Origin of the sequence: Kribbella orskensis, assembly GCF_004342085.1 — a bacterium.
GTDB lineage: Bacteria > Actinomycetota > Actinomycetes > Propionibacteriales > Kribbellaceae > Kribbella > Kribbella orskensis.
In genome coordinates, this window is sequence record NZ_SLWM01000035.1 from 13,027 (window position 1) to 37,300 (window position 24,274).

At 69.9% G+C, this 24,274-nt stretch carries 23 protein-coding genes; 15 read left to right on the top strand and 8 right to left on the bottom strand.

Annotation, left to right across the window (positions count from 1 at the left end; translation table 11 throughout):
• Window positions 1-29: 29 nt before the first annotated feature.
• Window positions 30-908, bottom strand: a complete 879-nt coding sequence (locus EV644_RS41135) for a prephenate dehydratase (RefSeq protein ID WP_132196654.1) — start codon at window positions 906-908, stop codon at window positions 30-32.
• 38 nt (window positions 909-946) lie between these two features.
• Window positions 947-1,747, bottom strand: a complete 801-nt coding sequence (locus tag EV644_RS41140; protein ID WP_132196656.1) for a lysophospholipid acyltransferase family protein — start codon at window positions 1,745-1,747, stop codon at window positions 947-949.
• Window positions 1,748-1,930: 183 nt separating this feature from the next.
• Here EV644_RS41140 and EV644_RS41145 point away from each other — a divergent pair, with 183 nt between their 5' ends.
• A complete protein-coding gene (locus tag EV644_RS41145; protein WP_241999394.1) occupies window positions 1,931-4,171 on the top strand; it encodes a M64 family metallopeptidase in 2,241 nt (746 codons plus the stop codon).
• 10 nt (window positions 4,172-4,181) lie between these two features.
• Window positions 4,182-4,682 (top strand): anthrone oxygenase family protein, encoded by a 501-nt coding sequence (locus EV644_RS41150; protein ID WP_132196658.1) that lies wholly within the window; start codon window positions 4,182-4,184, stop codon window positions 4,680-4,682.
• Here the strand turns inward: EV644_RS41150 and EV644_RS41155 are convergent.
• Window positions 4,679-5,701, bottom strand: coding sequence for a quinone oxidoreductase family protein (locus EV644_RS41155; protein WP_199240321.1), 1,023 nt, complete (start codon window positions 5,699-5,701; stop codon window positions 4,679-4,681). The genes EV644_RS41150 and EV644_RS41155 overlap by 4 nt on opposite strands.
• Window positions 5,702-5,727: 26 nt before the next feature.
• Between EV644_RS41155 and EV644_RS41160 the strand changes: the two genes are divergently transcribed.
• The 7 genes from EV644_RS41160 to proB all read left to right on the top strand — a co-directional run bounded on the left by EV644_RS41160 (window position 5,728) and on the right by proB (window position 14,392).
• Window positions 5,728-6,093, top strand: a complete 366-nt coding sequence (locus EV644_RS41160) for an ArsR/SmtB family transcription factor (protein ID WP_132196660.1) — start codon at window positions 5,728-5,730, stop codon at window positions 6,091-6,093.
• 179 nt (window positions 6,094-6,272) lie between these two features.
• Entirely contained in the window at window positions 6,273-7,100 is an 828-nt protein-coding gene (locus EV644_RS41165) for a TIGR03936 family radical SAM-associated protein (RefSeq protein WP_132196662.1), read from the top strand.
• A 145-nt stretch (window positions 7,101-7,245) separates the two neighbouring features.
• Window positions 7,246-10,644 (top strand): Rne/Rng family ribonuclease, encoded by a 3,399-nt coding sequence (locus EV644_RS41170; RefSeq protein ID WP_132196664.1) that lies wholly within the window; start codon window positions 7,246-7,248, stop codon window positions 10,642-10,644.
• A gap of 126 nt (window positions 10,645-10,770) precedes the next feature.
• Complete coding sequence (rplU, locus tag EV644_RS41175) at window positions 10,771-11,088, top strand: 50S ribosomal protein L21 (RefSeq protein ID WP_131343919.1); 318 nt, start codon at window positions 10,771-10,773, stop codon at window positions 11,086-11,088.
• A 12-nt stretch (window positions 11,089-11,100) separates the two neighbouring features.
• Window positions 11,101-11,361, top strand: a complete 261-nt coding sequence (gene rpmA, locus EV644_RS41180) for a 50S ribosomal protein L27 (RefSeq protein WP_132196666.1) — start codon at window positions 11,101-11,103, stop codon at window positions 11,359-11,361.
• Between the two features lie 183 nt (window positions 11,362-11,544).
• The gene (gene obgE, locus EV644_RS41185) at window positions 11,545-13,188 is read left to right on the top strand and encodes a GTPase ObgE (protein ID WP_132196668.1); all 1,644 of its coding nucleotides are present in this window, start codon (window positions 11,545-11,547) and stop codon (window positions 13,186-13,188) included.
• Window positions 13,189-13,279: 91 nt separating this feature from the next.
• The gene (gene proB / locus EV644_RS41190; RefSeq protein ID WP_132196670.1) at window positions 13,280-14,392 is read left to right on the top strand and encodes a glutamate 5-kinase; all 1,113 of its coding nucleotides are present in this window, start codon (window positions 13,280-13,282) and stop codon (window positions 14,390-14,392) included.
• A 17-nt stretch (window positions 14,393-14,409) separates the two neighbouring features.
• Here proB and EV644_RS41195 read toward each other — a convergent pair whose 3' ends face one another.
• Genes EV644_RS41195 through EV644_RS41210 form a run of 4 tightly spaced genes read right to left on the bottom strand, consistent with a single transcriptional unit; the run spans window position 14,410 to window position 17,844 of the window.
• On the bottom strand, window positions 14,410-14,802 hold the full coding sequence (locus tag EV644_RS41195) for a universal stress protein (RefSeq protein WP_132196672.1): 393 nt from the start codon (window positions 14,800-14,802) through the stop codon (window positions 14,410-14,412).
• Between the two features lie 2 nt (window positions 14,803-14,804).
• Complete coding sequence (locus EV644_RS41200; RefSeq protein WP_132196674.1) at window positions 14,805-16,334, bottom strand: tripartite tricarboxylate transporter permease; 1,530 nt, start codon at window positions 16,332-16,334, stop codon at window positions 14,805-14,807.
• Entirely contained in the window at window positions 16,334-16,840 is a 507-nt protein-coding gene (locus tag EV644_RS41205; protein WP_241999395.1) for a tripartite tricarboxylate transporter TctB family protein, read from the bottom strand. Before EV644_RS41205 ends, EV644_RS41200 begins: the two co-directional genes overlap by 1 nt.
• Window positions 16,840-17,844 (bottom strand): Bug family tripartite tricarboxylate transporter substrate binding protein, encoded by a 1,005-nt coding sequence (locus tag EV644_RS41210; RefSeq protein ID WP_132196676.1) that lies wholly within the window; start codon window positions 17,842-17,844, stop codon window positions 16,840-16,842. The genes EV644_RS41205 and EV644_RS41210 overlap by 1 nt, the downstream gene beginning before the upstream one ends.
• Window positions 17,845-17,992: 148 nt before the next feature.
• On the opposite strand from EV644_RS41210, the gene EV644_RS41215 reads away from it, so the two are divergent.
• Both EV644_RS41215 and EV644_RS41220 read left to right on the top strand, forming a co-directional pair.
• Window positions 17,993-19,639 carry a sensor histidine kinase gene (locus EV644_RS41215; RefSeq protein ID WP_199240322.1) on the top strand — a complete coding sequence of 549 codons (1,647 nt, stop codon included), beginning with the start codon at window positions 17,993-17,995 and terminating at the stop codon, window positions 19,637-19,639.
• The gene (locus tag EV644_RS41220; protein WP_132196678.1) at window positions 19,636-20,313 is read left to right on the top strand and encodes a response regulator; all 678 of its coding nucleotides are present in this window, start codon (window positions 19,636-19,638) and stop codon (window positions 20,311-20,313) included. The genes EV644_RS41215 and EV644_RS41220 overlap by 4 nt, the downstream gene beginning before the upstream one ends.
• Window positions 20,314-20,346: 33 nt before the next feature.
• Here the strand turns inward: EV644_RS41220 and EV644_RS41225 are convergent, their stop codons facing one another.
• The gene (locus EV644_RS41225; RefSeq protein ID WP_132196680.1) at window positions 20,347-21,003 is read right to left on the bottom strand and encodes a GntR family transcriptional regulator; all 657 of its coding nucleotides are present in this window, start codon (window positions 21,001-21,003) and stop codon (window positions 20,347-20,349) included.
• A 75-nt stretch (window positions 21,004-21,078) separates the two neighbouring features.
• On the opposite strand from EV644_RS41225, the gene EV644_RS41230 reads away from it, so the two are divergent.
• Genes EV644_RS41230 through EV644_RS41245 form a run of 4 tightly spaced genes read left to right on the top strand, consistent with a single transcriptional unit; the run spans window position 21,079 to window position 24,246 of the window.
• On the top strand, window positions 21,079-22,149 hold the full coding sequence (locus EV644_RS41230; RefSeq protein WP_132196682.1) for an Ldh family oxidoreductase: 1,071 nt from the start codon (window positions 21,079-21,081) through the stop codon (window positions 22,147-22,149).
• Entirely contained in the window at window positions 22,146-22,466 is a 321-nt protein-coding gene (locus tag EV644_RS41235; RefSeq protein ID WP_132196684.1) for a putative quinol monooxygenase, read from the top strand. The genes EV644_RS41230 and EV644_RS41235 overlap by 4 nt, the downstream gene beginning before the upstream one ends.
• Window positions 22,463-22,876, top strand: coding sequence for a cupin domain-containing protein (locus tag EV644_RS41240; protein WP_132196686.1), 414 nt, complete (start codon window positions 22,463-22,465; stop codon window positions 22,874-22,876). Before EV644_RS41235 ends, EV644_RS41240 begins: the two co-directional genes overlap by 4 nt.
• Window positions 22,873-24,246: an aldehyde dehydrogenase family protein gene (locus EV644_RS41245; protein ID WP_132196688.1), complete on the top strand. Its 1,374-nt coding sequence runs from the start codon at window positions 22,873-22,875 to the stop codon at window positions 24,244-24,246. Before EV644_RS41240 ends, EV644_RS41245 begins: the two co-directional genes overlap by 4 nt.
• Window positions 24,247-24,274 lie beyond the last annotated feature (28 nt).

Consider the following 24,274-nt stretch of genomic DNA (forward strand, 5'->3'; position numbering starts at 1 on the left):
TCAACGGCCGTTGGTCCTTCGCCGGCGCGTCAGTGGTGCGGGCGGAGGGCGCGGTTGGCGACCGGTTCGGCGATCTGCTCGCGGAACGGGTGCGCCGGGTAGACGCCCAGCAGCCGGACCTCGACCGAGAAGAAGGCGAGCTCCTCCAGGGCGAGCGCCACGTTCGGGTCCTCCGGGTGACCTTCCACGTCGACGTAGAACTGGGTCGCGAAGAAGGACCCACCGAGCTGGTAGCTCTCCAGCTTGGTCATGTTGACGCCGTTGGTCGCGAAGCCGCCCATCGCCTTGTACAACGCGGCCGGCACGTTGCGGACGCGGTACACGAAGCTGGTGATGATCGGGCCGGACCCGACCGGCGGCACGTGCGGCTCGCGGGACAGCACCAGGAAGCGGGTGGTGTTGTGGTGCTCGTCCTCGACGTCCTCGGCCAGGATGTCCAGTCCGTAGAGCCCGGCCGCGGCCACCGGCGAGAGCGACGCGACGGTCGGGTCCTTCAGCTCGGAGATCTCGCGGGCGGCGCCGGCCGTGTCGTCGGCGACGACGGTCGACCAGCCGTGCTCGCGGATGATCTTGCGGCACTGGCCGAGCGCGTGCACGTGGCTGCGAACCGTCCTGATCGACTCGATCGAGGTGCCCGGGGTGGCCATCAGCTGGAAGTGGATGGGCAGGAAGAACTCGCCGATGATGTGCAGCCCGGAGTCCGGCAGCAGGTGGTGGATGTCCGCGACGCGGCCCGCGATCGAGTTGTCCACCGGGATCATCGCCAGCCCGGCCCGGCCGGTGCTGACCGCCTCGAGCGCGTCCTCGAACGTCGTGCAGGGCAGCTGCTCGCGGTCCGGGAACATCTCGGTGCAGGCCATCGCCGAGTTGGCGCCTGGCTCACCCTGGTAAGCGATCGGTCCGGTCACGGTTTCCCAGCCTAGCGCCACGTGTCTCACCCTCTGGATCAGGTGTCCGTCTTACGGACTTTCTTGGGGGCGCCGGTGGTCGCCCGGCCTTCCAGCATCTTGGCCTTGGTGGCGTACATGTCGATGTACTCCTGGCCGGACAGCTCCATGATCTTGTACATGATCTCGTCGGTGACGGCCCGCAGGATCAGCCGGTCGCCCTCCATCCCGTCGTACCGGGCGAAGTCCAGCGGCTCGCCGAACTTGATCGTCGGGGACGCCATCGAGGCGACCACCTTGCCGGGTGGCGCGACCACGTCGGTGCCGATCACCCCGCACGGGATCACCGGGACCTTGGCCTCCAGCGCGAGCCGGGCGACACCGGTGCGGCCCTTGTAGAGCTTGCCGTCGTGCGAGCGGGTGCCCTCGGGGTAGATGCCGAACAGCTCGCCGCGCTCCAGCACCTTCATGCCGGCCCGGATGGCGCCCTCGGACGCGGAGCCGCCGGACCGGTCGATCGGCACCTGGCCGGTGCCCTTGAAGAAACCGCGCTGGAACCGGCCCTTGACCCCGGCGCCGGTGAAGTAGTCGGACTTGGCCACAAAGGTGACCCGGCGGCGGACCACCAGCGGCATGAAGATCCAGTCGGCGTAGGACAGGTGGTTGCTGGCGATGATCGCCGGTCCCAGTGCCGGGATGTGCTCGGCGCCCTCCACTTTGGGCCGGAAGATGCGCCTGACCGGCGGGCCGAGCAGCACGTTCTTCAGCACCCAGTAGATGCCCTTGCCATCACCGTCGCCGTCGTCGACCGGGTCCACCCGCTCCGGCTCGGCTCGCGGCGACTGCGCCGGTTCCGTCATCGATGTCCTTTCCTCAAGTTCCCCGAGCCCTCATGATGCCGTACGACGCCCCGCCGCCGCGCCTGCCGGCTGGCGGTTCGCCGCGCGGGAAGCGCTGACAACCCCGGCGGCATCTTCGTAGGCTTCTCACGGCGGGCTCGTCGCGAGCCGCACCGGGGCGCTGGAGCTGGGGAGGGCCGGGTTGTGAGGACTGGTTTCAGGACGAGGCGCCTGACGGCGATGCTGGCGGTCGCCGCCGCGACAGCCGCGGGCCTTCCGCTCGCCGCGGGTGCATCCACCGCCAACTCCGCTGCCTCCGCTTCGGGCATCTCCGCCGACCCGGCCGCCACCTCCACGGTGAACGCCGCCGCGGGCGCCGCGACCGTGGTGCCTTTGCAGGTGACCGGCCCGGCGTCGTCGCGTTTCAACCTCGTGGTGATGGGTGACGGGTACACCGAGGCCGAGCTGCCCAAGTTCCGCGAGCAGGTGGACAAGCACCTGAACGTGCTCTGGAGCATCGAGCCGTTCAAGTCGTACCGCAACTACGTCAACGTCTACGCGGTCGAGATCGCCTCGCCCGAGAGCGGCGTCGACTGCGACCCCGACCTCACCTCGCCCAAGGTGGACACCCCGCTGCAGATGGGCTTCTGGGGCGGCTGCAACCCGGGCAGCGTGCAGCGCCTGCTGACCGTCAGCTCCACCGCCGCCGGCCAGTACGCCGACCTGGTGCCCGGCACCACCGCGTCGAACCGGCAGATCCTTGCTATCGGCAACAGCGACACCTACGGCGGCGCCGGTGGCACCTACGCCACCGCGTCCGGCGGCAACGCGCTGTCCGCGCTGATCACCCCGCACGAGCTCGGCCACTCGCTCGGCGGACTCCAGGACGAGTACGACTACTACGCCCGCGGCGAGCGCGGCGCGCCGTACCAGGGTCCGGAGCCCAGCTCGATCCACCACACGCTGCTGACCGAGCAGCAGCTGCTCGACCAGCAGAAGAAGTGGTTCCGCTGGCTCGGCGAGGACAGCGAGTCGGGCGGCAAGATCGCCCGCTTCGAGGCCGGCATGTACGCCGGTTCGGGTGTCTGGCGCCCCAGCAAACACTCGATGATGAAGGTCCTCGGCTACTACTTCGACCAGGTCTCCCGCGAGCGCATGACCCAGCGCATCTCGTCCCGAGCCGCCCTCTTCCAGTCCAGCACCCCCGCCGGCCAGGTCGCGCCCGACCAGGTCGTCTGGCTCCAAACCCTCCACCCCGCCAGCCACGAACTAACCGTCACCTGGACCCTGGACGGCACCTCCCTCGACACCGCCAACAGCCGCGCGGTGGACCTAGGCTCACTCACCCTGCCCCCCGGCCCCCACACCCTGACAGCCAAAATCGTCGACCCCACAACCTTCGTCCGAGACCCCGCGGTCCGAGCCTCCACCGCCCTGACCGCAACCCGCACCTGGACCATCAACCCCACCCTCGCAGCCCCGTCTTCCGCCGCCGATGAGGCAATCTTCACCACATCGACCTCGACGGATCACCCGGTGAACGCGGACGAGGTGGTCTACGTGGAGACGACGCAGTCCGACTCCGCTCAGCCTGCTGTCGAGTGGCGGGTTGACGGGAGCGTGGTGGCGAACCCGGGGAACGACCGCGACTTCGCCCTCGCCCCGCTGAACCTGACCGGACGCCATACCCTGACCGCCTCGGTCGGCAGCGACACCCTCACCTGGCAGGTCGACGGCGTCGAACCGACCGTGGATTCCACCCTCTCCAAGCCCCTCCTGAAGGTGCAGAAGCCCTCCGGCCCGGAGTACATCTACAACGACGCCTTCACAATGGGCCTGAAGGCCACGGACGACAGCACCGGGTACGTCGTGCCGGAGTTCCGGGTGGACGGGGACGGTTGGTACAACTACTACGGCTGGCCGACCGACGCGAACGCCCCGTTCCGCTTCACCGCCGAGGGCACCGAGATCGACCAGCTCGTCTACGGCAAGCTCGGCGTCCCGCGGGTGGTCCCCTGGGACGACGTCCCGTCCGGCTACGGCCGGCACCAGGTCGAGTACCGCGCCATCGATGCCTCCGGCAACATCGGTACCCCGCGCCGGTTCGCGGTCACCTTGCTACGGCCGGCCCCGACTTGCACGACCACGATCACCGGGGTTCGGAACGGCTCGCTGGTAGTGGCTTCCGGCGTCACTTGCTTGCAGGGGGCCACCATCAACGGCCCGGTCTCACTGGACGGCACGACTCGGAGCGCAGTACTGGTCGGGACTACCGTCAGCGGCTCGGTTTCGGTCACCGGCGCCCGAACCGCCGAGCCCGTAGTCCTGGCCGGCAACAAGATCAACGGCCCGCTCGACTGCACCTCCAACACCACCGCCCCGGTCAACCTGCAAGCCCCGAACCAGGTCTCCGGTCCGCGCGCAGGCCAGTGCGCGGGTCTCTGAGGACGGCGACATGAATGGACTGCGAATGGCCGTCCTGCTGGCGGCCACCCTCACCACCGGGCTCATGGCCGGGGTGTACGTGATCTATTCGAATGCCTTCATGCCTGGGCTGGGGAAGACCGACGACAAGACCTTCGTGGGGGCGTTCCAGGCGGTCGACCGGGCGATCCTCAACCCGCTGTTCCTGGGCCTCGGGTTTCTCGGTTCCCTTGTTCTCACGCTCGTCGCCGGGCTGCTCAGCCTCGGGGAGGACGCGCTGGCGTGGATCGCGATCGCCTTCGTGCTCAACCTGGTCACGGTGATCATCACGATCGCCGTCAACGTCCCCCTGAACGACGCGCTCAAGGCGGCCGGTGACCCCGACACCATCGACGTCACCGCCGCCCGCACCGCGTTCAACGAGGCCCGCTGGCGCTCCTACAACCTGATCCGATCCGTCCTCAGCACAGTCGCCTTCGGCCTCCTCGCCTGGTCCCTCTACCTAACCGGCAAGTCCGCCGCCCAGCCCTAGAGCCGTACGACGTACTTCCCGTTGCCGCGGCCGTCCGCCAACGCCTGCTGGGCCTCGGCGGCGCGGTCGAGGCCGTCGACAACCGTCGGGTCAACGGTCAGCGCGCCCTGTGCGAGCTTGCCGAGCACATCCGTTAGGGCCGCAGCCACCAGGTGCGGTGCCTTGGCGGAGTACCCACGGATGCTGAACCCCCCGACCGACGCGTTGCCGCCGAAGAGCGGTCCGAGCGCCAGGGGAGCAAGCGGGGTGCCGCTGGCATTGCCGAACAACACGATCCGTCCGCCTGGCGCGACCAGCTCCAGATCGGTGTCGATCCACTCCGTGCCCTGCGGATCGAGGATCAGGTCGACGCCCCGACCACCGGTCCGCTCCCGCACAGCCTCGACCAACCCGTCACCACGAATCAGCGCAGCGTCGTACCCGGCCTTCTCGGCGGCCTGGACCCGGCTGGCTCCGCCGACCGTGCCGAGGAGGAGGCCGGCGCCGCGCAGTCGGGCGAGAGACGCCAGCGCTTGACCGACGCCACCCGCGGCCGAGTGGACGAGCACCGACTCGCCGGGCTGCAGGCGGTTGAGGAGCAGCGCGGCCGTGGTGAGCGTGCCCGGCGCGGCAGCCGCCTGCTCGAACGAGAGGCCCTCCGGAATCACCGCCACCAGGTCGGCCCGCACCACGGCGACCTCCGCGAGCCCGCCTGACCCCGTGAACGCGGCGACCGGCGTACCGATCGCAGGACCGTCGACGCCCGCGCCGAGCGCGCGAACCGTGCCCGCGACCTCCAGCCCAGGCACGAACGGCCACTCGGTCGCGTACCCCGGATCACCCCGCCGAGCCATCACGTCGATGAAGTTCACCCCCGCCGCCCGGACGTCGATCGCCACCTCGCCGTGCCCGGGGAGAGGGCTTTCCAGGTCTGCCACCCGGGTGGCGCCGGCATCGGGAGCGGGTCGGTCGAACAGCAGCGCGCGCATCACGAATCCCTTTCGATGATCGTCGTACGTCGAGATCGAGGCTACGCTCATGTACGACGATCGTCGAAAGGAATTTGATGGCGAACTCGCGGCGCCCCGCGCTGGTCCACCCCGACGCCGGGGACCTGACCGTTTACGAGGTCCTGCACGCCCTCGCGGACCCGACCCGGCTGACGATCGTCCGGACCCTGCGCGAGGACGTCGAGCGCGCCTGCGGCACCTTCCCGGTCTCGGTGGCGCCGTCCACGCTCACCCACCACTTCCGCGTCCTCCGCGAAGCCGGTGTCATCCACCAGCGCGAGGAAGGCAACCGCCGCTGGACCACCCTCCGCCACACCGACCTCGAATCCCGCTTCCCCAACCTCATCGACACCGTCCTCGCGGTGGCAACCGAGGCTCGATCGTCTGGGTCCGCGAGTTCGCTCAGCGACGGCGGTGGTTAACCCCTGCGGGAAGCGTTCGCCCACTGGTAGGGCAGTGGGCTAACCCCGCGCCCAGGGGCGGAGCCGCCTCGGTGAGCTGGATCCTGAACCCGCGGGCGCCTCTGGCGTGAGCGGGGGTCCTGGCGGTGGGAGGTCCGCGGATGTGAGCTAGGGGCGGGGGAGCTGCGAGAATGGCGCTCGTGGCACCAGTTCAGGCTCCGCCGTCCCAGCAGCTTCCCGCCGTGCAGAAGTTGCGGATCCGCTTCGCCAAGCGGGGACGGCTGCGCTTCACCTCGCACCGCGACTTCCAGCGCGCCTTCGAGCGCGCGGTCCGGCGCGCCGAGCTGCCGGTCGCCTTCTCGCACGGCTTCAGTCCGCACCCGAAGATCTCGTACGCCGGTGCCGCGCCGACCGGGGCCGCCTCGGAGGCGGAATACCTGGAGATCTCGCTCACACACGAGCGTGACCCCGAGCGGGTCCGCGCGGACCTGGACGAGGCGCTTCCGGCGGGGCTGGACATCCTTGAGGTGGTGACCGCGGGTCCCGGTTCGCTGGCCGAGCAACTGGAGGCCAGTGAGTGGCTGATCGCGTTGCCCGGCGTGGATCCGGCTCAGGCTGAGCAGGCGGTCGGGGCGTTCCTCGCCCGGGAGGAAATTATGGTCGAGCGCATGACCAAGCGGGGTCTTCGCTCGTTCGACTGTCGGGACGCCGTTCTCCGACTCGCGGTCGGCAGTGAACCGGCGCGGGTTGAGACGTGTGCGATACTGCAAGTGGTGTTACGGCACGGAACCCCGGCCGTGAGACCCGACGACGTTCTCGCCGGCGTGCTCGAAGTAGCGACGCTTCCGGTGACGGGCCCGGCTCTTCTGACCAGGCTCGCCCAGGGCCCGCTCATCGCGGCCACCGGCACTGTGGACGATCCGCTCGCTCGTGACCGCGACGCCACCCAGGCGAACGCGACCGGCCAGGCGGTCGACCACCAGACGCATGTAGCGGAGGGCGACGCCGCCGCTCCATCTGCGCCCTGACGAGCGCCGGGGGAGCGGATCCAGATGGCTTCCGCCGGACCGGCAACACTCCGGGATCGGCGAGACCGAGACCGCTTTCTGGCTGCGCCGGACCCGTGACAGGGGTCGCAGGATGCGCCGGAGGGCCTGAGGAGACCCGCACTGCATGCTCGACAACGAGCCGAACATCACCGAGGCAGCCGAATCGGCTGTCGCCGCCCCCACGCAGCCGCCTGCCAAGAAGGCCGCTGCCAAGAAGACGGTCCGCAAGCGCACGACCAAGAAGGCCGCTGCGCAGACCGCCCCCGCTGACGCCGAAACCGCGATCAGCACGCAAGCAGACGCCGAGGCCGCCGATCCGGCGCCTGCCCCGGCCAAGAAGGCGGCCGCCAAGCGGACCGTGAAGAAGGCCGCCGCCAAGCGCCCGGCCAAGAAGGCCGCCGCCCGCAACAGCGGCCAGGACAGCCTGCTCGACGCCTCCGACGACGCCACTGCCGTGGACGCCGCCGCCGGGTCGACCAGCCTCGCCGACGCGGGCCCGGTGCAGTCCAGCGCCGACTCGGCCGCTCAGGGTGGCTCCGACGCCTCCGCCGCGCCGGCCAAGAAGACGACTCGTCGGCGGACCAGCAAGAAGGCCGCGGCCGCGCCGCAGGCCGACCTGCTGACCACTGACAACCCGGTCAGCGATGGCCCGGTGGCTTCCGCGGACGTCCCCGAGAAGGAGCTGACCGAGGAAGAGCTCGCCGCCGCAGAGGCCGCCGCCGCTGAGGCCGCTGCCGCCGAGGCTGCTGCCCAGACCAACGCCCAGGGCGACTCCGCTCAGCCTGAGCCTGCTGAGGGTGGCTCGCGGCGTCGTCGCCGTGCACCTGCCGCCGCGGCGGTTCTGTTCCAGGCGCCGGTTGACGTTCCTGCCCAGGCTGCAGCCACCAGCCCGGTCGAGGCCACTCCTGCCGAGGCACCCTCCGGCCGGCGTACCAGGCGGCGCTCCGGCGCGGCTGAGACCGCGGCGAACGAGCAGACGGCCGTCACCGACGCGCCTGAGGTCATCGCCGAGACGACTGAGGTCGCTGCCGACGAGCAGCCGAGCAGCACCCGTCGTCGCCGTAGCCGTCGCAGCCGGGATGCCGAAGAAGTAGCGGCAGACCGTGCCGAGCCGGTGCTCGAGGAAGCCCGCAATACCGAGGCTGACGAAGACACTGACGAGGACCACGCCGCGGAAGCCGACGAGAACGATGGCGAAGAGGGCGGCGAGGGCACGCGTCGCCGTCGCCGTCGCCGCGGAGGCCGTCGCCGCCGCAAGTCCGGTGACGCCGACGGTTCCGACGACAGCGCCGAAGAGCAGGAAGAGGACTCGGACGAGTCCGACGACCAGCAGGACGACACCGACGAGCACGACCAGTCCGGTGAGTCCGAGGACGAGACGGAGGGCCCCGGCTCCTCGTCGCGGCGCCGCCGTCGCCGTCGCCGTCGTAAGGGCGAGGAGCCGGGCTCGGCGCCGGACGACCCGGACGAGACCGTCGTGCGGGTCCGTGAGCCGCGCAGCAAGACCATCTCGAACGAGATCACCGCGGTCGAGGGATCGACCCGGCTGGAGGCGAAGAAGCAGCGCCGCCGCGAGGGCCGCGCCGCCGGCCGCCGCCGCGCGCCGATCGTCACCGAGGCCGAGTTCCTGGCCCGGCGCGAGTCGGTCGAGCGGACGATGGTGATCCGCGCCCGCGGCGACCTGACCCAGATCGCCGTCTCCGAGGACAACGTCCTGGTCGAGCACTATGTCGCCCAGGAGGAGCAGGTCTCGCTGATCGGCAACGTGTACCTCGGCCGGGTGCAGAACGTGCTGCCCAGCATGGAGGCCGCGTTCATCGACATCGGCAAGGGCCGCAACGCCGTGCTGTACGCCGGTGAGGTCGACTGGAACACGCTCGGCGGCGGCAACGGCCCGCGCAAGATCGAGTCGGTGCTCAAGTCCGGCCAGGCGGTCCTGGTCCAGGTGACCAAGGACCCGATCGGCCACAAGGGCGCCCGGCTGACCAACCAGATCAGCCTGCCCGGCCGGTACGTCGTGTACGTGCCGCGCGGGGGCAACGGCGGCATCAGCCGCAAGCTGCCCGACACCGAGCGGAACCGGCTGAAGGGCATCCTCAAGGACATCGTCCCGGACGAGGCGGGCGTGATCGTGCGCACCGCGGCCGAGGGCGCCACCGAGGACGAGTTGACCCGCGACGTCAGCCGGCTGCAGTCGTACTGGGAGGACATCGAGAAGAAGTCGAAGTCCGGCCAGGCGCCGCAGTTGCTGCACGGCGAGCCGGATCTGCTGATCCGGGTGGTCCGCGACCTGTTCACCGAGGACTTCACCAAGCTGGTCATCTCCGGCGACGACGCCTACGACCAGGTCAAGGAGTACGTCTCGTACGTCGCTCCGCACCTGGCCGACCGGGTGGAGAAGTGGGCCGGCGACGGCGATGTCTTCTCGAACTACCGGATCGACGAGCAGATCAAGAAGGCGCTGGACCGTAAGGTCTGGTTGCCGTCGGGTGGCTCGCTGATCATCGACCGGACCGAAGCGATGACGGTGGTCGACGTCAACACCGGCAAGTTCACCGGCTCCGGCGGCAACCTCGAGGAGACCGTCACCAAGAACAACCTGGAGGCGGCCGAGGAGATCGTCCGGCAGCTCCGGTTGCGCGACATCGGCGGCATCATCGTGATCGACTTCATCGACATGGTGCTGGAGCTGAACCGGGACCTGGTACTGCGCCGGCTGGTGGAGTGCCTGGGCCGCGACCGGACCAAGCACCAGGTCGCCGAGGTGACCTCGCTGGGTCTGGTCCAGATGACCCGCAAGCGGATCGGTACCGGTCTGCTCGAGGCGTTCAGCGAGAACTGCGACCACTGCGGTGGGCGCGGGCTGATCCTGCACGACGAGCCGAAGGAGTCCCGCCGCCGGCAGGACGACGGACGCAACCGCGGGCAGCAGCAGTCGCAGACCGACCAGAAGACCGACGGCGAGGGCGCCAAGAAGAGCTCCCGCAGCCGCAACCGTGGCAAGGGCCGCGGTCGTGGCGACGGGCCGGACGAGCTGCCCGAGACCGAGCAGCAGAGCCACGACGCCGCCCAGCGCCTGGCCCAGATCGCCGCCGCCTCCAGCGTCACCAACGCCGAGGCCCAGAGCGACCGGGCACAGAGCGACCAGGCACAGAGCGACCACTCGCCCGGTGAGCAGGATCAGGCTGATCGCTCGGCGAGCGACCAGTCGCGGGATGAGCGCCCGCAGGACGACCACTCGCAGGCCGGGCAGGCCCACGAGGAGCGCACGCAGGGCGACTCGCAAGGTGACCAGGCTTCCGCAGCGCAGGCTCAGGAGGGCTCTGAGGGTGCTGCTGGGGACGAGGCCGAGGCTGGGGCTGAGAAGGCTCAGCAGAACGGTTCCGGGCGCGGTGGCAGCACTCGCCGCCGGCGTGGTGGCCGTAGTCGGGCCAAGGCGGACGACAGCGGTGACAGTGATGCAGGCAACAACGAATCCGACGCCGGAGTGAGCGCTCCGGAGCTGGAGTCCACCCCGGTTTGACCCACTCGTGACGCGCGCCGTATTCTTGTCCTTCGGCGCGCGTCTCGCGTGCCTCCTTTGTGTGGGCCGCAGTAGGTCTGTGCAGGCCCCGTAAGACTTCCGAACAAACAGAGAGTGAGATCCACGGTGTACGCGATCGTGCGCAGTGGCGGCACCCAGCAGAAGGTCGCCGTCGGCGATGTCATCGAGATCGACAGCCTGACTGATCAGGTCGGCGACACGGTGTCGTTGCCCGCAGTCCTCGTCGTCGATGGCGACACCGTGACGGCCGATGCTGCCGCCTTGGCCAAGGTGGCCGTTTCAGCTGAGGTTCTCGGCCGCACCAAGGGCCCGAAGATCCACATCCTCAAGTACAAGAACAAGACCGGTTACCGCAAGCGCCAGGGGCACCGCCAGCACTACACCCAGGTCAAGGTCACCGCGATCGACGCCAAGAAGAAGTGAGCTGAGACAGACATGGCACACAAAAAGGGAGCAGCGTCGACCCGTAACGGTCGCGACTCCAACGCGCAGCGGCTCGGCGTGAAGCGCTTCGGCGGTCAGCTGGTCAACGCCGGCGAGATCATCGTCCGCCAGCGTGGCACCCACTTCCACCCGGGCAGCCTGGTGGGCCGTGGCGGCGACGACACGCTGTTCGCGCTTGCCGAGGGCAAGGTCGAGTTCGGCGTCCGTCGTGGACGTCGCGTCGTCAACATCGTCCCGGCCCCGGCGGAGTAACACCGCCACCCGGAGTTTCGAAGCCTTTGCAGTAGTTGCCGAAGGGCGGGTCGCGGAATAGCGCGACCCGCCCTTCGGCTGTGTAAGGGGTACCGCGGCAACGGTTTCCCACCGCGGCGCGGTACCGGCGGTCCGCAGTACGGCAGTCAGAGCAGCAACCGATTCAGCAGGAAGTAGATACCGATGGCGATCCCCAGCTTTGTCGACCGGGTCACGGTGCACGTCACCGGTGGCAACGGCGGAAACGGCTGCGCCTCGGTGCACCGGGAGAAGTTCAAGCCGCTCGGCGGTCCCGACGGGGGCAACGGCGGTGACGGCGGCAGCATCATCCTGCGCGTCGAACCGGACCTGACCACGCTGGTCGACTACCACCGCTCCGCCCACCGCTCCGCCACGAACGGTGCCCAGGGCAAGGGTGACCACCAGGCCGGCAGCAAGGGCGGCGACGTCGTACTGCCCGTCCCGGACGGCACCGTCGTCAGTACTCCGGAGGGCGAGGTGCTGGCGGACCTCGTCGGCCCCGGCGCGGAGTTCGTCGCGGCCCAGGGCGGTAAGGGTGGCCTCGGCAACGCGGCACTCGCCAGCTCCAGCCGCAAGGCCCCCGGTTTCGCCCTGCTCGGTGAGGACGGCGAGGAGCGCACTGTCGTCCTCGAGCTCAAGGTCGTCGCGGACATCGGCCTGGTCGGCTTCCCGAGCGCGGGCAAGTCGTCGCTGGTCGCGTCGATCAGCCGGGCCCGGCCGAAGATCGCCGACTACCCCTTCACCACCCTGATCCCGAACCTGGGCGTCGTGGTGGCCGGTGAGACCACCTTCACCGTCGCCGACGTACCGGGCCTGATCGAGGGCGCGAGCGAGGGGCGCGGGCTCGGACACGACTTCCTGCGGCACGTCGAGCGGTGTGCCGCGCTGGTGCACGTGATCGACTGCGCCACCTACGAGCCGGGCCGTGACCCGCTCACCGACCTCGACACGATCGAAGCCGAGCTGAAGGCTCACGGCGGGCTGGACGACCGGCCGCGGCTGGTCGCGCTGAACAAGGTGGACGTGCCGGACGCCAAGGAGATCGCCGAGATGGTGACGGCCGAGCTCGAGCAGCGCGGCCTCAAGGTGTTCTCGATCTCGACCGCCAGCCACGAAGGCCTGGACGGGCTGAAGTTCGCGATGGCCGAGCTGGTCGCCAAGCGGCGCGCGGAGGCCGAGAAGCCGGACACCACCCGGATCATCATCCGGCCGCAGGCCACCGGCGGGTCCGAGTTCAAGATCCGGAAGACCCCGGAGGGCGGCTGGCTGATCCAGGGCGAGAAGCCCGAGCGCTGGGTCCGGCAGACCGACTTCGGCAACGCTGAGGCCACCGGCTACCTGGCCGACCGGCTGAACCGGCTCGGTGTCGAGCGCGAACTGCTCGAGCTGGGCGCGATGGAGGGCGACGACGTGATCATCGGCGACGGCCCGAACGCGGTCGTCTTCGACTTCGCGCCGGAGGTCCAGGCCGGTGCGGAGATCCTCGCCCGGCGTGGTGAGGACCACCGGCTGGAGGAGGACCGCCCGGCCGCCCAGCGCCGCAAGGACAAGGACGAGAAGTACCACGCGCTCAGGTCCGGCGAGATCGAGCGCCCGGTGGACCTGTCGGAGTACGGCAAGGGCTGGATCGCGGACGAGGTCGACCTGTCGCCGGCCGAGGCGAAGGCGGCCCAGAAGGCCGCCGAGAGGCTCGCGCGCAAGGAAGCCCGCGAGCTGGAGGCTGCCCGGGAGCTCGAGGCCGAGCGGCTCTTCAGGGCCGGCCAGGACATCGACATCGAGGCCGAGAGCACTAGCCAGGACGCATGACGCGGCGGCGCGCACCTGAGCCGGTATGTGGACTGCGGGGGATCTGACCGACTCACTACGGGATCGTAGGAAGCATGATGCGGGAGAGCTCATGAAGCGGCGCGCGGAGGTTGTCGACGCAGCGCGGATCGTGGTCAAGGTCGGGTCGTCGTCCCTGACCCAGCGCGGCCGGATCGACCTGGAACGCCTTCGTCTGCTCGTCGACGCCGTCGCGGCCCGGCGGGTCGAGGGCACCGAGGTCGTGCTGGTCTCGTCCGGAGCGATTGCCGCCGGCCTGGCCCCGATGGGACTGCGCTCGCGTCCGCGGGATCTCGCCACCCAGCAGGCCGCGGCGTCGGTCGGCCAGGGTCTGCTGATGGCCCGCTACAGCGACGCCTTCGCCGCGCACGGACTCCGCGTCGGCCAGGTGCTGCTGACCGTCGACGACGTCACCCGGCGCAGCCACTATCGCAACGCCTACAGGACTTTCGCCCGCCTGCTGGAGCTCGGCGTCGTACCGATCGTGAACGAGAACGACACCGTCGCCACCACGGAGATCCGGTTCGGCGACAACGACCGCCTGGCCGCGCTCACCAGCCACCTCGTGCACACGGATCTGCTCGTCCTGCTGTCCGACGTGGACGGCCTGTACGACGGGGATCCGCGCAAGCCCGGCACCACGATGCTGACGGATGTCCGTGGTCCGGCGGACCTGGCCCGGCTGAAGATCGGGCGTACCGGCTCGTCCGGCGTCGGCACGGGCGGTATGCAGACGAAGGTCGAGGCGGCCGCGATCGCCACCGAGGCAGGGATTCCGGTCGTCCTGACCTCTGCCGGACACGTCGGCGAGGCGCTCCGCGGTGACCCGGTCGGTACGCTGTTCCACCCGACCGGGCGCCGCCGCAAGACCCGGCTGCTCTGGCTCGCCCACGCGACCTCGGGGCAGGGCCGCCTCCAGCTGGACGAAGGCGCCGTCCGCGCAGTCACCGAACGCCGTACTTCGTTGCTCCCCGCGGGGATCAGCGGCGTCGAGGGGACCTTCTCCGCAGGCGATCCCGTCGACCTGGTGTCACCGGCCGGCGTGGTGATCGCGCGTGGCCTGGTCAACTACGACGCCGCCGAGCTCCCGGAACTCCTGGGCCGTTCGACCCGGGACCTGGCCCGCGAGCTCGGCGCGGCGTACGAGCGCGAGGTCGTCCACCGCGACGACCTGGTCCTGCTCTAACGGCCCGCACCAGGGCTCTAGCTGCTTTTCACCGCCAGGACAGGGCACTCGGCTTCGAGCAGGATGGTTTGCGCCTGGCTGCCGAGGAGGAGTTTGCCGACGGGCGTGCGGCGGCGCAGGCCGATCACGATCAGCTCCGCGTTCAGCTCGGTCGCCAGCTTGAGGATCTGGTCGGCCGCATCCTTGCTCTCCACCAGTTGCGTCAGCTCGTGGTCGACGCCCGACGCGGTGAGCCGCTCCTCCACCGACTGCCACTCGGTGCCTGAGGCGAACCGCTTGTCGACCAGGGACTCGCCGCGGGAGGAATTCACCACGACCAGGCGCTGATGCCGGCGTTGCGCCTCGTCGATCGCGCTCTCCAACGCGGCCACGCCTTCAGGAGTCGGCACGTACCCGACGATGATCGCCACGATCAGTCTCCCGCTCGCTCAGAGGGTTGGAGTTCCCGGTCCGCCGGCCGACGCCGCTTCCGCACCGAGTTCACCACGGGCGGGACCACCAGCACCAGCAGGATGATGAAGTACACGGTCTTGGAGAACCAGGTGTTGTAGAGGCCGCTCAGCTGGCCGTCGCTGATCTGCAGCGCGCGCCGCAGCTGCTCCTCGGCGACAGGCCCGAGGATGATCCCGATGATCGCCGGTACGACGGGCAGCCCGAACCGGCGCATCGCGAAGCCGAGCGCACCGAGCAGGAGCAGCAGCCACAGGTCGAAGGTGGACAGGTTGGCGGCGTACGCGCCGATGCTGGCGAAGAACAGGATGCCGGCGTACAGGTATGGCCGGGGGATCCGCAGCAGCTTGGCCCAGATCGGGGCGAGCGGGAGGTTGAGCGCCAGCAGGATCGCGTTGCCGATGAACAGGCTGGCCACCAGGCCCCAGACCAGCTCGGGTTGCGTCTCCAGCAGCCGTGGGCCCGGCTGGATGCCGTAACTCTGGAACGCGCCGAGCATCACCGCGGCGGTCGCGGTGGTCGGGATCCCCAGCGTGAGGAGCGGAACCAGGCCACCCGCGGCCGACGCGTTGTTCGTCGCCTCGGGACCGGCGACGCCCTCGATCGCACCGTGGCCGAACTCCTCCGGGTGCCTGCTCAGCTTCTTCTCGGTGACGTACGACAGGAAGGTCGGGATCTCGGCGCCGCCCGCGGGGATCGCGCCGAACGGGAAGCCGATCGCCGTACCGCGAAGCCACGGCTTCCAGGACCGGCGCCAGTCCTCCTGGCTCATCCGGGCGGCACCGACGGTGATGATGTCGGCCGGCGTACGGCGCAGGTGCGCGGCGATCCACAAGGCCTCGCCGACCGCGAACAACCCGACCGCGACCACGACCACATCGATGCCGTCGGCAAGTTCCGGCAGCCCGAGGGTGAGCCGCTGCTGTCCGGAGGTCGGGTCGATCCCGATCAGACCGATCAGCAGGCCGATCGCGAGTGCGGCCACACCACGGACCTTGGACGAGCCGAGCACGGTGGTGACGGCGACGAAGGCGAGCACCATCACGGCGAAGTAGTCCGGTGCACCCATCTTCACGGCCAGCTGGACGATCGCGGGTGCCAGCAGGGCCAGGCAGAGCGTGCCGATGGTGCCGGCGATGAACGACCCGATCGCCGCGGTGGCCAGCGCTGCCGCCGCTCTGCCCTTGCGGGCCATCTTGTTGCCCTCGATCGCGGTGACGACCGACGCGCTCTCACCCGGTGTGTTCAGCAGGATGGAGGTGGTCGAGCCGCCGTACATGCCGCCGTAGTAGATGCCGGCGAACATGATGAAGGCCTGCGTCGGCTCCAGCGAGTACGTCAGCGGCAGCAGCAGCGCGATCGCCATCGCCGGGCCGATCCCGGGCAGCACGCCGATCGCAGTACCGAGCAGGACGCCGACGAAGGCGTAGAGCAGGTTGGTCGGGTGGGCGGCGGTGGCGAACCCGTTGAGCAGTTCGGTGAGCGCGTCCATCAGAGGATTCCCTTGAGGATCCCGGCCGGCAGGTGGATGCCGAGGCCGAGGTAGAAGAGGTACCAGCTGCCGACGGACAGCGCGATCGAGATGATCGCGTTGCGGATCAGGTGCCGGCTGCCCAGCGCGTAGGTGGTGCCGAAGAACAGCACCGCCCCTGAGACCGGCCAGCCGAGCCGCTCGATCAGCACGATGTTCGCGACGAAGGCGGCCACCAGCATGCCCAGGGTCTGCCAGTCGCTGCCGTGTGCGAGGTCGACGTCCTCACCGGCCTCCTGCTCGCCCCGGCCACCCCGCAGGATGTCGATGGCGAGCAGGACCGCGGTCACCACCAGCAGGAGGCCGACCGCGAGCGGGACCGTCCTCGGCCCGATCGGCCCCCGCGTCTCCAGCTCCGGGAGCCGGAGGGCGTCGATCATCGCCCAGCCGCCGAGCAGCAGGAGCAGGAGGGCCACTCCCAACTCGGAGCGGCCCTGCTTCACGGTGCTCATGGTCGGGGTGCTCATCAGGCGACGAGGCCGAGTTCTCGCAGTACGCCGGCGACCCGGTCGTTCTCCGAGGTGAGGAAGGCCTTGAACTCGTCACCCGTCTGGAAGGAATCGGTCCAGCCCTGGTCGGCCAGCGTCTGCTTCCACTGCGAGGACTCGTGCATCTTGGTCAGCAGCTCGTTGTACTGCTGCTGCTTCTCTGCCGGCAGCCCGGGCGGGCCGACGATGCCCCGCCAGTTGGTGAACACCAGGTCGACGTCCAGGCTCTTCAGGGTCGGCGCGTCGATGCCCTCGACCGGCTGCTCGCTGGTCACCGCGAGGATCTTCACGTCGCCGGACTTGGCCTGCTCCGCGACCTCGCCGATCCCGGTGGCCGCGAAGGCGACCTTCTTGCCCAGTACAGCGGTCAGCAGCTCGCCGCCACCGTCGTACGCGACGTAGTTGACCGACTTCGGCTGTACGCCGACCGCCTTCGCGAGCAGCATCGGAGTCAGGTGGTCCGGCCCGCCGGCGTTCGACGCGCCGCCGACCGGAACCTTGCCCGGGTCCGCCTTCCAGGCGGTGACGAGCTGCTCGAGGCTCGTGTACGGCGAACCCTTCGGTACGACGATCGCCTCGGCCTCGGAGACCATCCGGGCGATCGGCACGGTGTCCTGCAGGGTGGCCTTCGACTTGTTCGTGAAGACGGCCCCGACGACGCCGAGTCCCATCTGCATCAGGATGTCGTCCTTGCCCTTCTCGTTCACGAGCCGCTGCAGGCCGACCGTGCCACCGGCGCCGGCGGTGTTGAACACCTCGACGGTGTCGGTGAGCTTCGCGTCCTGCATCGCCTTGGCGGCGGCCCGGGCGGTCGTGTCGTAGCCGCTGCCGGGCGAGTTCGGAACCAGAATGCGCAGGCCCTCGACCGGGCCCGAACTGGTTCCGCCGGAGGCGTTGTCGTCGGCGCTGACGCCGCAGCCGGCCGCCAGGACGGCGAGGGTGACGGCGGCGGTGATACTGGTGAACCACGTCCGTGCTTGCACGGCGGCCTCCTTGGGTCTTCGGTGGAGCGGGTGCCGTCAGCGTGGCCTGGGGCCGATCCGGTGTCACCGTTACGAACGCAAACTCTGTTGTGCTCATTCTGCTCACGGCCTGCTGGCCAGATCGGGCGGTGCCGCGCACAATCAACCCGTGACCGCGAGATGGAGAGCGTTCCTGGGCAGGCGTCGGTGGACGCTGGCCGGGCGGATGCTGGCCATGCAGTTGCTGATCGTGCTGATCGTCCTCGTCGGCGTGGCCGCCGTTTCACTGGCTCAGTCGAACGCCCGGTTCCGCGACACGGAGGGCCGCCGTGCGCTCGCCGTGGCCGAGCGGCTGGCGGTGACCGCCGGAGTCCGAGAGGCCGCCGCAGCCGGAGCACGCGGGGCCGCCGGCTCGGACGGTGCGCCCGACTATGTCAGCCAGGCCCAGTCCGTGGTGGAGTCCGGGCGGACCTTCTCCGGTTCGACGTATGTGAAGGTCGCCCTGCGGGATCGCCGGATCATCGCTTCCACCGATCCCGTGCCGCAGACCTCCGTGGCGCGGCTGCAGGAGACCGACGCCTTCCTCGGCCGCTCGTGGATGGGGCGTGACGAGGAGACCGGTGCGGCGCTGGCGATGGCGCCGATCATCAACGTGGAGACCCGCGAGACCGACGGGGTGGTCGCGGTCGGCCGCCAGTACCCGTCCCTGCTGGCAAACCTCGCGACCGCAACGCCGAACCTGCTCACGTATCTCGGCATCGCCAGCCTGCTGGGCGTGCTCGGCTCGTTGCTGCTGGCAAGGACCGTCAAGCGTCAGACGCTGGGGCTGGAGCCGCGCGAGATCACCGGCCTGGTCGAGCAGCGTGAAGCCCTGCTGCACGGGATCAAGGAGGGCGTGCTCGCCGTCGATCTCGAGCGGCGGATCACCATGGTCAACGACGAGGCCGCGCATCTGCTGGGGATCCCGCTGACTTCGGCGGGCCGGGCGCTGGTCGAGGTCGACGACACCGGCCGGCTGGGGGAGATCTTCGACGGGCCGGAACCCGCGACCGACCGGGTCCTGCCGCTGCACGGGCGAGTGCTCACGCTGAACCGGATGCCGGTCCGCAGCCACGGGCGCCACATCGGCTGGGTCGCCACCTTCCGCGACCGCACCGAACTGCTCGAACTCCAGCGCGAGCTCGACCTGACCCGCAACACCACCGACACCTTGCGCGCGCAGGCTCACGAGTTCAGCAACCGGATGCACATCGTCAGCGGCCTGATCGAACTGGGGGAGTACGACGACGTCCGCCGCTACATCCAGCGCATCGCGGCCGACCAGACCGAGCTGACCGCTGGGGTCACCGCTCGGGTGGCCGATCCCGCGGTCGCCGCCTTGCTGATCGCGAAGTCCAGCCAGGCGGCAGAGCGCGGGGTCAGCTTCGTCGTCGACCAGGCGACCTGGCTGCCGCGCCTGGACGAACGACTCGCCACCGACGTGTCCACGGTGCTCGGGAACCTGGTCGACAACGCGCTCGATGCCGCCGCCGGAGCCCGGGATCCCTTTGTCGCCGTGGAAGTTGTCGAGCATGCGGGCGCAGTACGGATCCAGGTTCGGGACTCGGGGCCTGGGGTGGACAGTGCGATGCAGCATCGGGTCTTCACGCACGGGTTCAGTACGAAGGACAGCGAGTCGGATGACGACCATGGGATCGGGCTGGCGCTCGTCCGGGTGATCTGCCGCAAGCGCGGAGGCGACGTGACGGTGCACAACGACTCGGGCGCCGTCTTCGTCGCCACGCTGCCGATGCTCGCCAAGGCGGCTCAGGCATGATCCAGGTCCTCGTCGTGGACGACGACTTCATGGTCGCCCGGCTCCACTCGAGCGTGGTTGCGCGTCAACCTGGCTTCGAGGTGGTAGGTGCCGCTCGCACCGGCGCCGAGGCACTCGCCGCTGTGCGCACGCTCCGGCCGGACCTGGTGCTGCTCGACATCTACCTGCCGGACATGAGCGGCCTCGAGGTACTGCGCCGCTTCCGCGAGTCCTCGGCCGACTATCCGGTCGACGTGATCGTGATCAGCGCCGCCCGCGACCTCGACACGCTTCGTACTGCGTTGCGTGGCGGGGTCTTCCAGTACCTGGTGAAGCCGTTCGAGATCGAGTCTCTTCGAAGTCGGCTGGAGGACTACGCGGCTCACTGGGCGGAACTCCACCATTTGACGGAGGCGCACCAGGACGAGGTGGACCGGGTCTTCCGCACCCAGAGCGGCCGCGTGCCGCCGCCCAAGGGAATCAGCCCGGAAACCACCGACCTGGTCCTACGAGCCCTCGGCAACGCCTCCGACGACGGCCTGTCCGCCACCGACTGCGCCGAGGCCACCGGCCTCTCCCGCAGCAGCACCCGCCGCTACCTGGAACACCTCGTCACAGTCGGCAGAGCCGAGATGCGCCCCCGCTACGGCACCGCCGGCCGCCCCGAACGCCGCTACCACCCACTGCCTCGCTAACAAGCCAAGAGCAACCACAGAGTGAATTGCCGGCTAGGGAAGGCGTTCGCCTATTGCGGTCAGGGCTGTGTTGCGGGCTTCTAGGACGTGGTGTTCTGCTAGGGCGCGGGCGCGGGGGGCGTCTCGGGCTATCAGGGACTCGAGGATTTGCTGGTGTTCGTGGAGGGCGGCTGTTCGGCGGGATTGGGAGGAGTTGGTGAAGGCTCGGTAGCGGGCCATCTGGCCGTCTACCTGTTCGTGGAGGCGGGCGGCCCAGCCGTGGCGGGCGATCTCCGCGATCTTCAGGTGGAAGTCGTGGCCGGCGTTCATCGCGTCGTCGGCGAACTCCACCAGCCGCTGGTTCCGCGCCACCAGCAGCGTCAGCGCTTCGGCGCCCTCGTCCGTCATCCGCTCGGCCGCCTCCGCCGCCATCAGCCCCTCCAGCGACGCCCGCACCGTGTACAGCTCGTCGATCTCCTCTGCCGACAGTGAGCGGACCACCATCCCGCCCGTCGGCAACTGCTCCAGCAGGTCCTCCGCGAGCAGCAGCCGCAGCGCCTCGCGCAGCGGCGTCCGGCTCACCTGCAACTGCGCCGACAGTTCGGGCTCGAACAACCTCCGCCCCGGCGGCAGATCGAGCGACAGGATGCGCCGTTTCAGCTCGGCGTACACGACCTGACCGCCCGACGCGCGCCGCACTCTGTCCGTCATCCGAAACTCTCCTTTGCGTACTTGTATACAAGTATGCTTCTCTGGCTCCAGTCTCGCACCCGATCGGAGCAAGGCATGGCCCATCTTTCGGTATCGCCGCCCGCCGCCGCACAGCGGACGGATCCGGATGCCCTCCTGGCGTTCACCCAGGCCGTACTGCGCGCCGAAGGCGTCCCGGCCGCGGACTCCCACCTGCTCGCCGACACCCTGGTGACGGCGGAACTCTGGGGTCACGCCTCGCACGGCATGCTCCGCCTGCCCTGGTATGTCGCTCGCCTCCGCAGCGGCGCGATGCGCAACGTCACCCAGGTGAGGACCGTCCGGGACACCGGCGCGCTGGTCGTGCTCGACGGCGGCCACGGCATCGGCCAGGTCATCACCGAGCAGGCGGTCACCCTCGGTGTCGAGCGAGCCAAGCGTTTCGGCGTGAGCTCCATCGGCGTCCGCAACTCGGGCCACTTCGGCACCGCGGCGTACTTCACCCGCCGGGCGGCGGAGGCCGGTTGCGTCGCCCTGCTCTGCACGAACGCCAGCCCGGCGATGGCTCCGTGGGGCGGCAAGCACAAGAGCATCGGCACGAACCCCTGGTCCATCGCGGCCCCAGCCGGGCGGCACGGCACCGTCGTGATGGACCTCGCCAACACGGCGGTTGCCCGCGGCAAGGTCTACCTGGCGGCCGAGCGGGGGACGGACATCCCCGAGGGCTGGGCAGCCGATGCCGAAGGCAACCCGACGACCGACCCGCGGGCAGCGATCGAAGGCCTGATCCTCCCGATGGCGGGGCCCAAGGGATACGTCATCTCGTTCATGTTCGACGTCCTGGCCGGGGTGCTCACCGGCAGCGCGTTCGGCGACGAGGTGGCCGGCCCCTACCAGCCGGACGCGACCAGCGGCGCCGGTCATCTCCTGCTCACCATCGATGTCGCCGCGATGGCCGACCCAGCGGAGTACGGCGAACGGGTGGAGGCCCTCGTCGACGCGACCCGCGCCGCCGAGAAGGCTTCCTGGGCCGACGAGATCCTCGTCCCCGGCGAACTCGAGGACCGCCATCACGCCGAACTCTCCGCCGTCGGCATCACGCTCACCGACACCACCTGGGCGAGCCTGGCGACGCTGAGCGCGGAGACAGGGGTCGAGCTCCCGTGATCACCTTGACCGTCTCCCTGCAGGTCGTCCCGGGCCACCTGGACGCTTTCGTCGACGCCATCCGCACCAACGCCGAGCGGTCCTTCACCGACGAGCCCGGCTGCCTGGCCTTCGACGTCAGCCAGGACCTCGCTGACGACCACCACTTCACGCTGCACGAGACCTACGCCGGCGAGGCGGCCGTCGACGCGCACCGAGCCGCGCCGCACTTCAAGGTCTGGCGCGCGGCCGTCGCCGAACACGTCGTTCCCGGCAGCCAGGTGAACACCCTGGCCCGCCGGCTCTTCCACCACCACAGCCCGGAGGCCAACCGATGAACCTGCTGATCCGTCCCGACCAGGTCGTACCGTTCGACCGCGGCAACGGCGTCGTCACCATCCCGTACGTCGGTCGCTGGAATGCCGAGGACAACCGCATCACCACCGGGCAGACCGTGTTCGCCGTCGGCACCGGCCTGCCCGTGCACAGCCACAACGTCGAGGAGTCCGTGCTGATCCTCGAGGGCCTCGCGATCGCGGAGATCGACGGGGAGCGCTTCGACCTGGTGGCCGGCGAGGCGACCTGGGTCCCCGCGGGCGTGCCGCACCGGTTCCTCAACCGCGGCGACGAGCCGATGCGGATCTACTGGGTGTACGGCGGCCGCGAGGTCACCCGCACGATCACAGCCACCGGTGAGACCTTCGAGCACCTCTCGGAGAGCGACCGGGGCGGGCTGACCACCCGATGATCACCACGATCAACCCGGCTGACGGGACCACGCTCGCCACCTACCAGGCGATGACCCCCGCGCAGATCGAGCAGGCCGTAGTACAGGGCTCTGCTGCTGCGGCTGCTTGGGGACGTACTCCGGTCGAGAACCGTCTCGAGGCGCTGACTCGGCTGGCTGGCCACCTTCGGTCGGAATCCGCACGGCTGGCCGCGCTGATCACGGCCGAGATGGGGAAACCGATCAAGGAGGCCGAGGGCGAGATCGAGAAGTCCGCCGTCACGGCCGAGTACTACGCGGCGAACGGCGGCGCGATCCTGGCCGACGAGGAGGTCCCGGTCGACGGGGTCCGCGCGTGGGTGGCGTACGAGCCGGTCGGGCTGGTGCTCGCGGTGATGCCGTGGAACTTCCCGGCCTGGCAGGTGTTCCGGTTCGCCGTACCGACGCTTGCCGCTGGCAACGGAGTACTGCTGAAGCACTCGCCGAACGTGACCGGGTTCGCGCTGGAACTGGAGAAGGTGTTCGTCGAGGCCGGGTTCGGGGAACACCTCGTCACGACGCTGGTGGTGGACGAGCCGGAGGTGCCGGCCACGATCGAGGGGTTGATCGCGGACGACCGGATCGCCGCGGTCACGCTGACCGGGAGCAACCGGGCGGGCGCCGCCGTCGGGGCTGCCGCAGGTCGTGCGTCGAAGCGCTCGGTGCTCGAGCTCGGGGGATCGGACGCGTTCGTGGTCCTCGCGGATGCCGACCTCGAGGCTGCGGCGGCGGCCGCCGTACGGGCGCGGTTCGCGAACTCCGGGCAGAGTTGCGTGTGCGCGAAGCGGTTCATCGTCGAGGCGGCCGTCGCCGACGAGTTCATCGACCGCTTCGTGCTGGGCGTGAAGGCGCTGGCCGTCGGGGATCCGACCGATCGCGAGGTCGCCGTCGGCCCGCTGGCTCGTGACGACCTGCGGGCGGTCTTGCAGCGGCAGGTGGACGAGTCCGTCGCGGCGGGGGCTGTGCTGGTCGCCGGTGGCGGGAACATCGACGGACCCGGGTACTACTTCGAGCCGACTGTGCTGACCGGGACCGCTCCGGGCATGCCCGCCTTCGACGAGGAGACCTTCGGCCCGCTGGCCGCGGTCGCCGTCGCCGCAGATGTCGAGGAGGCGATCACCCTGGCCAACGCCACGCAGTACGGGCTGGGGCTCAGTATCTGGACCGGTTCACCGTCGCGTGGTGTCGAGGTGGCGCGCCAGATCACCTCCGGGGCCGCGTTCGTCAATGCGGTGGTGGCGTCGGACCCGCGGCTGCCGTTCGGCGGGACCAAGCGCAGCGGCTACGGACGGGAGCTGGCCGCGGTAGGGATCCGCGAGTTCACGAACACGAGGACCTACTGGGTCGCCTAGGCCGCGCTTGAGACGGGTGGGCGGGGGA